The organism is Oerskovia sp. USHLN155 (assembly GCF_037145535.1).
GTDB lineage: Bacteria > Actinomycetota > Actinomycetes > Actinomycetales > Cellulomonadaceae > Oerskovia > Oerskovia rustica.
The window spans coordinates 1-13,175 of the sequence record NZ_JBBCXG010000013.1 but is presented as its reverse complement, the minus strand read 5'-3'; the positions used below and the strand labels follow the sequence as shown (position 1 = coordinate 13,175).

The 13,175-nt window shown below is 69.1% G+C and carries 9 protein-coding genes and 1 pseudogene; 9 read left to right on the top strand and 1 reads right to left on the bottom strand.

Annotated elements, in window-relative coordinates:
* The first annotated feature begins 146 nt into the window (after positions 1 to 146).
* The 4 genes from ychF (at position 147) to WFH32_RS17310 (ending at position 6,273) form a co-directional block, all read left to right on the top strand.
* Positions 147 to 1,232: a redox-regulated ATPase YchF gene (ychF, locus tag WFH32_RS17325; RefSeq protein ID WP_191794423.1), complete on the top strand. Its 1,086-nt coding sequence runs from the start codon at positions 147 to 149 to the stop codon at positions 1,230 to 1,232.
* A 344-nt stretch (positions 1,233 to 1,576) separates the two neighbouring features.
* A complete protein-coding gene (locus tag WFH32_RS17320; RefSeq protein ID WP_336708558.1) occupies positions 1,577 to 3,424 on the top strand; it encodes an ABC transporter family substrate-binding protein in 1,848 nt (615 codons plus the stop codon).
* A gap of 237 nt (positions 3,425 to 3,661) precedes the next feature.
* On the top strand, positions 3,662 to 5,188 hold the full coding sequence (locus tag WFH32_RS17315; protein WP_191794421.1) for an ABC transporter permease subunit: 1,527 nt from the start codon (positions 3,662 to 3,664) through the stop codon (positions 5,186 to 5,188).
* Positions 5,185 to 6,273 (top strand): ABC transporter permease, encoded by a 1,089-nt coding sequence (locus tag WFH32_RS17310; RefSeq protein WP_191794420.1) that lies wholly within the window; start codon positions 5,185 to 5,187, stop codon positions 6,271 to 6,273. The genes WFH32_RS17315 and WFH32_RS17310 overlap by 4 nt, the downstream gene beginning before the upstream one ends.
* 67 nt (positions 6,274 to 6,340) lie before the next feature.
* Here the strand turns inward: WFH32_RS17310 and WFH32_RS17305 are convergent, their stop codons facing one another.
* Positions 6,341 to 6,931 (bottom strand): PH domain-containing protein, encoded by a 591-nt coding sequence (locus WFH32_RS17305; RefSeq protein ID WP_191794419.1) that lies wholly within the window; start codon positions 6,929 to 6,931, stop codon positions 6,341 to 6,343.
* 86 nt (positions 6,932 to 7,017) lie between these two features.
* Here WFH32_RS17305 and WFH32_RS17300 point away from each other — a divergent pair, with 86 nt between their 5' ends.
* The 5 genes and pseudogenes from WFH32_RS17300 to WFH32_RS17280 form a co-directional block, all read left to right on the top strand.
* The gene (locus tag WFH32_RS17300; RefSeq protein ID WP_191794418.1) at positions 7,018 to 8,823 is read left to right on the top strand and encodes an ABC transporter ATP-binding protein; all 1,806 of its coding nucleotides are present in this window, start codon (positions 7,018 to 7,020) and stop codon (positions 8,821 to 8,823) included.
* A gap of 243 nt (positions 8,824 to 9,066) precedes the next feature.
* Positions 9,067 to 10,977 (top strand): translational GTPase TypA, encoded by a 1,911-nt coding sequence (typA, locus tag WFH32_RS17295; protein ID WP_138823809.1) that lies wholly within the window; start codon positions 9,067 to 9,069, stop codon positions 10,975 to 10,977.
* 99 nt (positions 10,978 to 11,076) lie between these two features.
* Positions 11,077 to 12,171, top strand: a complete 1,095-nt coding sequence (locus WFH32_RS17290; RefSeq protein WP_336708555.1) for a PIG-L family deacetylase — start codon at positions 11,077 to 11,079, stop codon at positions 12,169 to 12,171.
* On the top strand, positions 12,168 to 12,629 hold the full coding sequence (locus tag WFH32_RS17285) for a DUF6113 family protein (protein WP_336708554.1): 462 nt from the start codon (positions 12,168 to 12,170) through the stop codon (positions 12,627 to 12,629). The genes WFH32_RS17290 and WFH32_RS17285 overlap by 4 nt, the downstream gene beginning before the upstream one ends.
* Positions 12,630 to 12,914: 285 nt before the next feature.
* Positions 12,915 to 13,175: pseudogene (locus tag WFH32_RS17280) on the top strand (hypothetical protein); the annotation flags it as partial.

Here is a 13,175-nt window from a genome sequence, read left to right as displayed (position 1 = left end):
CCCGACGGCGCCGCTCGCCCACGGTGCGCCCGTGCAGCAGTGCACGTGGCCGCCCGGGGCGGGCGGCGCCGTCGGGCCGTCTGCCTGCCGACCGCCTGCTCCGGTGCGAGCGGCGCGCGCGGTCGCTCGGCGTAGACTCAGGCCCCGTGGCTCTAACAATCGGCATCGTCGGCCTGCCCAACGTCGGCAAGTCCACCCTCTTCAACGCCCTGACGCGCAACCAGGTCCTCGCCGCGAACTACCCGTTCGCGACGATCGAGCCGAACATCGGCGTCGTGTCCCTCCCGGACCCACGGCTGAACAAGCTCGCGGAGATCTTCGGCAGCGAGCGCATCCTGCCCGCGACCGTGTCCTTCGTGGACATCGCGGGCATCGTCAAGGGTGCGAGCGAGGGGGAGGGGCTCGGCAACAAGTTCCTCGCGAACATCCGTGAGGCGGACGCGATCTGCCAGGTGACCCGCGCGTTCGACGACCCCGACGTGATCCGCGTCGAGGGCTCGACGGACTCGGCGGACGACATCGAGACCATCAGCACCGAGCTGATCCTCGCGGACCTCCAGACCCTCGAGAAGGCGCTGCCGCGTCTCGAGAAGGAGGTCAAGATCAAGAAGGGCGACCCCGTCCTGCTCGCCGCGGCCCAGAAGGCGCAGACGCTGCTCGAGCAGGGGATCACCCTGTTCCAGGGCGCGAAGTCCGCCGGGCTGGACCTGGCCGAGATCGCGAGCCTGCAGCTCATGACGGCCAAGCCGTTCATCTACGTCTTCAACACCGACGACGCGGGCCTCGTGGACGAGGACCGCAAGGCCGAGCTGCGGGCTCTCGTCGCGCCGGCGCAGGCGATCTTCCTGGACGCCAAGTTCGAGTCCGAGCTCGTCGAGCTCGAGCCCGAGGAGGCAGCCGAGATGCTCGCCGAGACGGGCCAGGAGGAGTCGGGCCTCGACCAGCTCGCGCGCGTCGGCTTCGACACGCTCGGCCTGCAGACCTACCTCACGGCCGGGCCCAAGGAGTCGCGCGCCTGGACGATCCGCAAGGGCTGGACCGCTCCGCAGGCGGCCGGGGTCATCCACACCGACTTCGAGCGCGGCTTCATCAAGGCCGAGGTCATCTCGTTCGACGACCTCGTCGAGACCGGCTCGGTGGCGGCGGCCCGTGCGGCGGGCAAGGCCCGCATCGAGGGCAAGGACTACGTCATGGTCGACGGGGACGTCGTGGAGTTCCGCTTCAACGTCTGAGCCCTTCGGCCGGGCCCCGCGGGCCGCTATGAGGTCTGCCACATTCGCCGGATATGGGACGGGCGCCACCGCATCGTGAGACGCGGGCGGCGCTCGTTCCATGTTTCCGGTCCGTTACGTACCGGTTTCTCCGGGTATCGAATGGGAAACAGCACCGTACCGGCCAGTATCAACTCGGTAACGATCGACCGCTCGAAAGGTGCAACCGGGTGAAGTCGCCCATCTTGGTCGGTACCGTTGCCCCAAACCAATGGTGGGTCTCCCGCGAGTGTCGCCGAGCTCCGCGCGCAGTGCTGCTGCGGAGCACGTCGACGGGGAACCCACCATCCCCTTGAGGAGGAACATTGAAGATCTCACGGAAGTCTGCGGCTGTCGCAGCCGTGGCGGCGAGCGCACTGGCGCTCTCCGCGTGCGCCGGTGGGTCCGGCGACGGCAACAGCGACGACGGCGCGGGCATCAACGACAGCGAGAGCGTCAACATCGCGTGGAACCAGCCGTTCTACTCGTACAACGGCAACTCCATGACCGGTAACGCCACGGCGAACAACGTCGTGCTGTACCTCATGCGTGCCGGCTTCAACTACTACGACGAGGACCTGAACCTGGTTCAGGACGAGTCGTACGGCACGTACGAGAAGGTCTCCGACGACCCGCTGACGATCAAGTACACCTACGCGGACACCGCCGGCTGGTCCGACGACGTCGCGGCCGGCCCCGCCGACCTCCTCCTCGAGTGGGTCGCCCAGACCGGTAAGTACAACAACATCGAGCCGGTGTACGACGAGGAGACCGGAGAGGTCACCAACCAGGCCGAGGTCGACGCCGGTGTCTACTTCGACGCCTCGTCCCCGGGCATCTCGCTCGTGACCGACGTGCCCGTCATCGAGGACAACTCGATCACGTTCACGTACTCCAAGCCCTTCGCCGACTGGGAGACCGCGATCTCCCCGAACCTCCCGGCCCACGTGGTCGGGCAGCGTGCGCTCGGCATCGAGGACGCGACCGAGGCGAGCGACGCCGTCGTCAAGGCCATCCAGGACGGCGACGTGGCGAGCCTGCAGAAGATCGCGAACGTCTGGAACAAGGACTTCAACTACGCCGAGCTCCCCGACGACGAGAACCTCTACCTCTCGAGCGGCGCGTACGTCATGACGGACTTCGTCAAGGACCAGTACGTCACGCTGAAGGCCAACGAGAAGTACAAGGGCGAGCACAAGGCCGGCATCGACCAGGTCACCATCCGCTACAACGGCGACCCGATGGGCCAGGTCCAGGCGCTGCAGAACGGTGAGGTCGACCTCATCAACCCGCAGTCCACGGCCGACATCCTCTCGGCGGTCAGCGCTCTCGACGGCGTCAAGGTCGAGTCCGCGACCGAGGGCACGTACGAGCACGTCGACCTGCAGTTCTCCAACGGTGGGCCGTTCGACCCGATCAACTACGGTGGCGACGCCGAGAAGGCCAAGAAGGTCCGCCAGGCGTTCCTCAAGACCATCCCGCGTCAGCAGATCATCGACAACCTGATCAAGCCGCTGAACCCGGACGCTGAGATCCGCAACTCGTACACCACGGTCCCCGGCTCGCCCGCGTACGACGACATCGTCGCCGCGAACGGCCAGTCCCAGTACGACGAGGTCGACATCGAGGGCGCCAAGGCGCTCCTGGCCGAGGCCGGCGTCACCTCGCCCGTCTCCGTCCGCCTGCTGTTCGACCCCAACAACACGCGTCGTGTCAACCAGGCGCAGCTCATCACCGAGTCGGCCGCCCTCGCGGGCTTCACGGTCGCCCCGTACCAGGTCCAGACTGACTGGGGCACCGACCTGAGCAACGCCAAGTCGTTCTACGACGCGGCGCTCTTCGGCTGGCAGTCGACCTCGACCGCCGTGACCGAGTCGGACGCGAACTACCGCACCGACGCGACGAACAACCACTACGGGTACTCCAACCCCGAGGTCGACGAGCTGTTCAACCAGCTCCAGACCGAGACGGACCCGGCCGAGCAGACCCGTCTCCTCGGCGAGGTCGAGAAGCACCTCGTCGACGACGCGTTCGGCGTGACCATCTTCCAGTTCCCGGGCGTCACCGCCTGGAACGAGTCCAAGATCTCGGGCGTCAAGCCGCTCACGATCGCCCCGGGCATCTTCTACGGGTTCTGGGACTGGAAGACCGGCAACGCCGAGGCCAGCAAGTAGTACCGACTCCGTCAGGTGAGACGAGTCGCTCGCGGGGAGGGTGCGATCCCCTCCCCGCGAGCGCGTAAGATCTCCTCGGTCGGAGACGACGAGAGGGCGCCGGAGCACCCATCCGGCGCCCTCGCGCGTGCCTGCACACGCCGGCCAGCAGTATCCGCCGTGCATCGACTGCCGGGCCGCGGAATAGAATGACTCGCTGATCGCGAGTCCTCAGTCGTCTGCGAGGTTTACCCCAACGTGTTGACGTTCATTACGCGCCGCCTTCTGGCCGGCATAGCCACGCTGTTCGTGGCCATCTTCATGATGTACCTCCTGGTCGATCTGGCGATCGACCCCTTGGCCGACCTCCAGGAGTACCGCGGAGCGGACAAGGCCGCGAAGATCGCGGCGCGCGAGGACATGCTCAACCTCGACACCAACGTCGTTGTGCGCTTCTTCCAGTGGCTCGGCCACGTCTTCCAGGGAGACTTCGGCGTCGCCTGGCGTTCGGGCCAGGACGTCGGCACGCTCGTGTCGCACGCGATCGGCTCGACGCTGCAGCTCGTGACTGCCGCCACGGTCCTGTCGCTGATCCTCGGTGTCTCGGTCGGTATCGTCAGCGCCCTGCGCCAGTACGCGACGTTCGACTACCTGATCATCTTCCTGTCCTTCCTGCTCTACTCGCTGCCCTCGTTCTGGGTCGCCGTCCTCCTCAAGCAGTGGGGGGCCATCGGGTTCAACGACTTCCTCGCGGACCCCAACCTCTCCATACCGGTCCTGATCGTCGTCGCGGCGCTCATGGGCCTGCTGTGGGTGCTCGCGATCGGCGGGTCGGTCACGCGCAGGCTGCAGACCTTCGGTCTCGCCTTCGCGGCCACGCTCGGCGTCATGCTCTACGTGCAGCTCACGGACTGGTGGGCCGATCCGCAGCTCGGCCCGGTGCTGATCGCCATCACCGGGGTCGGCTTCGCGTTCGCCCTGACGGCGGTCTCTGCCGGCCTGCGCAACCGCCGTGCCCTGTACACGGCCCTCGCGACCGTGGCCATCGGCGTCGCCCTCTACTACCCGCTCCAGGGCTTCTTCGACTCGGTCGCCCCGAGCCACCTCATGATGTTCGGGCTCGCCATCGTCGCGATCGGCGTGGGCGTCCTGGTCGGCTTCCTCTTCCGCGGACCCGACTGGGGTGTCTCCGCGAGGACCGGTGGCATCACGGCGTTCGTGATCGCGGCGATGATCTACATCGACCGCGTCATGCAGGTCTGGCCCGCGTACGTGAACTCGAACGCGATCGGTGGGCGTCCCATCGCGACGTTCGGTGACCGGACGCCGAACCTCGGCGGCAACTACTGGGTGCAGGTCCTCGACCAGTACACGCACCTGCTGCTGCCGACCCTGACGCTGATCCTGGTCGCCTTCGCGGGCTACACGCGTTACTCGCGCTCGAGCATGCTCGAGGTCATGAGCCAGGACTACATCCGCACGGCTCGGGCCAAGGGACTGAGCGAGCGAACCGTCATCATGCGCCACGGCTTCCGCAACTCGTTGATCCCGCTCGCGACGATCGTCCCGATCGACGTCATCACGCTCATCGGTGGCGCGGTCGTCACGGAGCGGATCTTCAACCGGCCGGGCATGGGTGCGCTCTTCCTCAACTCGCTCCAGGAAGCCGAGATCGAGCCGGTCATGGCCTACCTCCTGATCACCGCTGCGCTCGCGATCATCGCCAACATCGTGGCGGACCTGATCTACGCTGCCCTCGACCCACGAATTCGGGTGAACGCATGAGTACCCCTCTGAACCCCCAGAACGGCGAACCGGACTCGGTCACCATCGAGAACGCGATCGAGCTCAAGGACGTGGAAGGCCTGTCGCAGGGCCAGATCGTCCGCAGCCGGTTCTTCCGGCACAAGGGCGCCATGGTCGGCCTCGCGGTCCTGATCTTCGTCGTGCTGCTCGCCTTCACCTCGGTGGGCTTCGGCCCGGTCCCGGGATGGTGGCCGCAGGGCGGCGGGTCGGGCAAGGTCATCAACCCCGGAGGGGCGCCCACGATGAGCCTGCCCACCTGGCTGGGAGGGAGCGGCTTCGCCATCGGCGAGCACCCCTTCGGTCAGGACGAGAACGGGCACGACATGTTCTACTACGTCATGAAGGGCACCCAGACGTCGCTCGGCGTCATGTTCACCATCGGCGGTATCGCCTGCGTGCTCGGTGTCCTGATCGGCTCGCTGTCGGGCTTCTTCCGTGGTCGCACGGACGGCATGCTCATGCGTTTCACGGACCTCGTCATCACGGTCCCGACCATCGTCATCGGTGCTGTCATCGGCAAGATGGCCGGATCCTTGAGCGCGGCGATCTTCGGTGCCGCCCTCGGCCTGATCCTGTGGCCGAGCCTGGCCCGACTGGTGCGCGGTGAGTTCCTGAGCCTGCGCGAGCGGGAGTTCGTCGACGCCGCCCGTGTGGCCGGCGCCTCGAACACCCGGATCATCTTCAAGCACATCCTGCCGAACGCGATCGGTGTCATCATCGTCGCGACGACGCTGCTCATGAGCTCGGCGATCCTGCTCGAGACCGCGCTGAGCTACCTGGGCTTCGGCATCCAGTCGCCCGACATCTCGCTCGGCCAGCTCATCAACCAGTACCAGTCGTCGTTCGCGACGCGGCCCTGGCTGTTCTGGTGGCCCGGTCTGTTCATCGTCGTGATCGCGCTGTGCATCAACTTCATCGGCGACGGTCTGCGCGACGCGTTCGACCCGCGCCAGAAGCGGATCCCCTCCCAGAAGAAGATGGACCGCGCTGCCGCCGGCTCGCACGAGACCACCATCCCGATGCAGGCCCAGGGTGGCCACGTCGGCCTGGGCGGCGGGAGCTGACATGACCGGCCTCACGTCACCGGTACCGACGACCCCCCTCGGGGCGCCGTCGGTACCGGTGGCGTGCTCAGCCGAGCTGCGGCGCGAGCACCCCGAGGGTCGTGAGCACCACGAGGCCGGCGACGGTCGCGACGTGCCACGTCGTGCGGGGCGTGAGCCCGTGGTCGTCACCGTCGAGGTGCCCCGCGGAACGCAGCGCCTCGTAGCGTTCTCCGATCACGAGCGCCACCGCGTCGGCGTTGGCCCCGCTGACCAGCCGGTCACCGACCATGCCCTTGCTGGGGTCCACCGTGCGGGGGTTTCGCAGCCTCGCCACGGAGCCGCTGCTGGCGGGTGCGGCCCACGCCGTGAAGGTGCCGCTCGTCGTGGTCACCTTGAGCGCGAGGTGCGAGTCCACGCTCCGGAAGGTGGGCCACGGGACGTGCACGGTGCGCAGCACGTTGCGCAGCACGATCTCGCCGTCGCTCACCTGGACCTCGGGGTACCAGAAGAGCGCCCAGACGACCAGCACCGCGAGCAGCGGCCACGCGCCGTAGCGCAGTACTTCTTCGACGCCCCCCGACGTCGCGAGGCTGACCAGGGTGACGAGCGCGACCAGCGCTGCGGCACCGGTCAGTATCCGGCCGTACGTCGACCTGAAAACGTGTGTGGGTCCCATGGGCCCATACTCCCAGAGATGCAGACATCGACCGGAGCGCTGACCAGCGCCGACGTCCGTCGCATACAGGAAGGATCCTGATACCTGTGGCAATCGAGACAGCACCCCAGGCGGCATCGGCGCCCACCGGCGAACCCGTGCTGACCGTCCGTGATCTCGGCGTCGACTTCTACGTCGACGGCGAGTGGTTCCCCGCCGCGTCCGGCGTCAGCTACGACGTGCACCCGGGCGAGGTGCTCGCGATCGTGGGCGAGTCCGGTTCGGGCAAGACGCAGTCGTCGATGTCCCTCATCGGGCTGCTCCCGCCGAACGGTCGAGCGACCGGCAGCGCGAAGCTGGGCGACCGCGAGCTCATCGGGATGTCCACGAGCAAGCTCCGCCACATCCGTGGCAAGGAGATCTCGGTGATCTTCCAGGAGCCCATGACGGCGCTCAACCCGGTGTACACCGTCGGGTTCCAGATCGTCGAGACGCTGCGCACGCACTTCGACATGGGTCCCAAGGACGCCAAGAAGCGCGCGATCGAGCTGCTCACGCTCGTGGAGATCCCCGAGCCGGCGCGCCGGTTCGACTCCTACCCGCACCAGCTCTCGGGCGGTCAGCGTCAGCGCGCGATGATCGCGCAGGCCCTGGCGTGCGACCCGCGCCTGCTCATCGCCGACGAGCCGACCACGGCCCTCGACGTCACGGTGCAGGCCGAGATCCTCAAGCTCATGCGTGACCTGCGTCACCGCATCGACTCGGGCATCATCCTCATCACCCACGACATGGGCGTCGTCGCCGACATGGCGGACCGCATCCTCGTCATGAAGAACGGCCTGGTCGTGGAGGAGGGGACGGCGGCGCAGATCTTCTCCGCGCCCCAGCACCCTTACACGCAGCGTCTGCTGGACGCGGTCCCGCACCTGGGCACCGCACGTGCCGAGGTCGTCGAGCCCGCGCAGCAGGTCGTCGACGAGCGCCCGGTCGTGCTCGAGGCCAAGAACATGGTCATCGAGTACCCGGGTCGTGGCCGCGCTCCGGGCTTCCGCGCCGTCGACGAGGTCAACCTGACCATCCGTCAGGGTGAGGTCGTCGGTCTGGTGGGCGAGTCCGGGTCGGGCAAGACGACGATCGGCCGCGCGGTGGTCGGGCTCCTGCCCGTCACGGGTGGCGAGCTGACGATCGTCGGCCAGAACATGGTCGGCGCGCGTTCGCGCGACCTGCGCCCGCTGCGCAACCAGGTCGGGATCGTCTTCCAGGACCCGGGCTCGTCGCTCAACCCGCGTCTGCCGATCGGTGAGTCCATCGGCGAGCCCCTCATGCTCCACAAGGGCATCAAGGGCAAGGCGTTGAGCAACGAGGTCGAGCGTCTCCTCGACCAGGTCGAGCTGCCGCGGGCGATGCGCAACCGCTACCCGCACGAGCTCTCGGGTGGCCAGCGTCAGCGCGTGGGCATCGCCCGTGCGCTCTCGCTCGAGCCCAAGCTCCTGGTCGCGGACGAGCCCACGTCGGCGCTCGACGTGTCGGTCCAGGCGAAGGTGCTCGACCTGTTCCAGGACCTGCAGCGCGAGCACGGCTTCGCGTGCCTGTTCATCTCGCACGACCTCGCGGTCGTCGAGATCCTGTCCGACCGGATCGCGGTGATGCACCACGGCAAGCTGGTCGAGGTCGGGGACACGGCGCAGGTCGTCAACTCCCCGCGGGACGACTACACGCGCCGCCTGCTGGCCGCGGTGCCCGTCCCGGACCCCGAGCAGCAGCGCGTGCGCCGAGAGGCCCGCGACCTCCTGCTCGTCAACGAGGCCAAGGACATCGCCCAGGACGAGTCGAGCGAGGTCGACGCGCTCCTGCGTTCACAGGTCGACCGCCGCGAGAACATCGAGGGCGACCGCATCCCGCAGCAGCCCTGACCTCGCACAGCACGGGTGAGATGCCCGACGACGGCACGCGCCGTCGTCGGGCATCTCGCGTTGTGGCGGGGCGAGGGACGGGTGTGACGGAGCACCCTCTCCACCCACTGGCTCGCACCCGGTAAGATAGCCGTGCCCGGACGACGGCGCGCGCGTGCTCTGCGCGGGCGGCGCCCGTCCGCCGGCCACCAGCTCCGGGGCGGAATCCTCCGTCGCTCGCTCCTCTCCCGAAATGAGTTCTGTATGTCTGTGCGCTCTGACCTGCGCAACGTGGCGATCGTCGCCCACGTCGACCACGGCAAGACGACCCTCGTCGACGCGATGCTGCACCAGTCCGGCGCCTTCGGCGCTCACGCGCACGTCGACGAGCGGGCCATGGACTCCGGTGACCTGGAGCGCGAGAAGGGCATCACGATCCTCGCGAAGAACACCGCCGTGCACTACGCCGGTCCGGCGGCCGTCGAGGCGGGGCACCCGGAGGGCATCACGATCAACGTGATCGACACCCCGGGCCACGCCGACTTCGGGGGTGAGGTCGAGCGCGGCCTGTCCATGGTCGACGGTGTCGTGCTCCTCGTCGACGCCTCGGAGGGCCCGCTGCCCCAGACGCGCTTCGTGCTGCGCAAGGCGCTCGTCGCCAAGCTGCCCGTGATTCTCGTGGTCAACAAGACCGACCGCCCCGACTCGCGCATCGAGGAGGTCGTCGCCGAGGCGACCGACCTCCTGCTGGGTCTCGCGAGCGACCTCGCCGACGAGGTCCCCGACCTCGACCTCGACGCGATCCTCGACATGCCCGTCGTGTACGCCGCGGCCAAGGTCGGGCGCGCCTCGACGGAGCAGCCCGCCGACGGCTCGGTCCCCGACAGCGAGAACCTCGAGCCCCTGTTCAAGGTCATCCTCGACAAGATCCCGGCCCCCACGTACGAGGAGGGCGCGCCGCTCCAGGCTCACGTCACGAACCTCGACGCGTCGCCGTTCCTCGGCCGCCTCGCGCTGCTGCGCATCTTCAACGGCACGATCCACAAGGGTCAGACCGTGGCCTGGGCCCGTGCCGACGGCACGATGCAGAACGTCAAGATCACCGAGCTGCTCGAGACCAAGGCGCTCACCCGCGTTCCCACCGACTCGGCGGGCCCGGGCGAGATCGTCGCGGTCGCCGGCATCGAGGACATCACCATCGGTGAGACCCTCACGGACCCCGACGACCCGCGTCCGCTGCCGCTCATCACGGTCGACGACCCGGCGATCTCGATGACGATCGGTATCAACACCTCCCCGCTCGCGGGCAAGGGCGGCAAGGGCCACAAGGTCACGGCCCGCCAGGTCAAGGACCGCCTCGACAAGGAGCTCATCGGCAACGTGTCGCTGCGTGTCCTGCCGACCGAGCGCCCCGACGCCTGGGAGGTCCAGGGCCGTGGTGAGCTCGCGCTGGCCATCCTCGTCGAGCAGATGCGTCGCGAGGGCTTCGAGCTGACCGTGGGCAAGCCGCAGGTCGTCACCAAGCAGGTCGACGGCAAGCGTCACGAGCCCATGGAGCGCATGACGATCGACGTGCCCGAGGAGTACCTGGGCAACGTCACGCAGCTCCTCGCGCAGCGCAAGGGCCGCATGGAGACCATGTCGAACCACGGCACGGGCTGGGTCCGCATGGAGTTCGTCGTCCCGGCGCGTGGCCTCATCGGCTTCCGCACCCGCTTCCTCACGGACACGCGCGGCACGGGCATCGCGTCCTCGATCGCCGAGGGCTACGAGCCGTGGGCCGGCCCCATCGAGACCCGCGTCAACGGCTCGCTCGTCGCGGACCGTGCCGGTGTCGTGACGCCGTTCGCGATGATCAACCTGCAGGAGCGCGGCTCGTTCTTCGTCGACCCCACGCAGGAGGTCTACGAGGGCATGATCGTCGGCGAGAACTCGCGCAACGAGGACATGGACGTCAACATCACGAAGGAGAAGAAGCTCACGAACATGCGTGCAGCCTCTTCCGACACCTTCGAGAACCTCACGCCCCCGAAGCACCTGACGCTCGAGGAGTCGCTCGAGTTCGCCCGCGAGGACGAGTGCGTCGAGGTCACCCCCGAGGTCGTGCGCATCCGCAAGGTCATCCTCGACCAGACCGAGCGCGCCCGCGCGTTCTCCCGCGCGAAGAAGTCCTGATCACCTCAGGACGGCACCACCGCTGAGCGTGCAGCCCGTGCCGCCGGTCCTCGTGACCGGCGGTGCGGGCTCCGCATTACCCGCCCCCTTGGAGGACGTATGAGGTCCGAGCCGGTCCGGCCCCGCGGCGGGCTGCTCGCGGTGCACGCCCATCCTGACGACGAGACCCTCGCGACCGGCGCGCTGCTGGCGACGTGGGCGGCGTCGGGCGAGCCGGTGACGCTCGTGACGTGCACGCGGGGCGAGCAGGGCGAGGTGATCGGCACGGAGCTCGCGCACCTCGAGGGTGACGGACCTGCCCTCGCGGCACACCGCGAGGGAGAGCTCGCCGAGGCTCTGGCGAGCCTGGGGGTGTCCGACCACGTGTTCCTCGACCAGGTCGAGCCCGACGAGAGCGCCGAGGTCGCGGGCACTCGCGCACCCGTCGCCTTCCGCGACTCGGGCATGGCGTGGGCCGCGCCCGGCATCGCGCGGGCGGCGGCGGAGGCCGACCTCCCGGACGGCGCGCTCGTCGGCGTCCCGCTCGACGACGCGGCGCACCGCCTGGCGCGCGTCCTGCGTGAGCGGCGGCCCCGGGTCGTCGTGACGTACGAGCCGTCGGGTGGGTACGGGCACCCGGACCACGTCCGGGCGCACGAGATCACGGTCCGAGCCATCGCGCTCGCCCGCGGCGGCGAGCACGGCACGCCCGACGGCGTCGCACCGGTCGGCGTACGGGTGCCCGAGGGCGACACGGGGGAGCCGGGCCCGGAGCTGTGGCAGTCCGTCGTGCCGACCGCGGTGGCGCGAGCCGCTCGTCGCGAGCTGGCCGGCCTGCCGGGCATCCGTGCACTGCTCGCCGAGCATCCCGACCTCACCCTGCCGGACCCGCAGGAGGACCTGCCTCCCGTGGCGAAGGACGACCTCGAGGAGGTCGCGGTCGTCGAGGTGGCGCCCGTGCTCGACGCGGTGGTCGGCGCGCTGCGCGCGCACGCGACCCAGGTCCAGCACGTCGGGACCGTGCCGGTGGCAGCACGGAGCGATGCGGCACCGTCCGAGGCGCCCGACGGCGTGCTCGGGTGGTACGCCTTGAGCAACGACGTCCTCGCCGCCCTTCCTTCACGTGAGTTCTACACCGTGCCCCCGGAGTCTGCGGGACCTCCCCGCAGGTTCACGGGAAATGATCAGACAGGACCAGTAGCGTGGACACAGTGAAGAACACCGGGGCCCGCACGATCGGGCGCGCGCTGCTGTGCGTCGTGCTCGGCCTCGTGGTGGGAGCCGTCGGCACCGTGATGCACCGTGTCGTGGTGACGGACCACCTGCTGCCCGTCGGGATCGTCGTGGCGCTGCTCGCGGTCCTCGCCGGGGGAGTCCTTGCACGGGCGTGGACCGGCTGGGCGGGAGTCGCCGGCTACGCGATCGGCTGGGTCGTGGCGGTGCAGGTCCTCGCGTCCAAGGGACCGGGCGGTGACCTGCTGGTCCCGAACCAGACCGTCGGGCTCGTGTGGGTCTACGGCGGGATGGCCGTCGTCGCGATCGTCGCCTTCCTGCCGTGGTCGTGGTTCAGCGACCGGCCGCTGCGGGCCGGCGCCGCAAGCCACCCGGCGGCACAGATCGTCACCGGATCTTCACGCCAGACACCGACCGGACAGATCGGTACGGACGCATAGAATTGCCCCCCGCGGGCAGTCCGCACCACCCTCCTTCGTCGCGGCCTTCGCCGCGCGCCAGAACCGTCACGGAGACAGTCGATGGGCCACCCGACCGAGCGTGAGAACGCGCAGGAACCGAGCACGAACGACGAGGTGTCGATCCCGGAGCAGCCGACGGACGGCACGCCTCCCGAGAGCACCGAGCCGGGTGCTCCGGCGGAGTCCGTCTCGGCAGCGCCGCCCGAGGCCGGCGAGGACCGTGCCGACGCCACCGGCAGCACGGGTACGGGGAGCGAGTCTGCGGTGAGTGACGCTGCGGTGATCGACCCGGCGCCGGGGCCGGTCGAGGAGTCGGCACCGGCGGTCACGACCCACGTCCCGAGCGCTGCGACGCCGGAGACCCCGGCGGCTCCGGTCGAGCCGGTCGCGCCGAGCGCTGCGTCGCCGGTCGCCCCGAATGCTGCGTCGCCGGTCGAGCCGGTCGCGCCGAATGCTGCGTCGCCGGTCGAGCCGGTCGCGCCGAATGCTGCGTCGCCGGTCGAGCCGGTCGCGCCGAATGCTGCG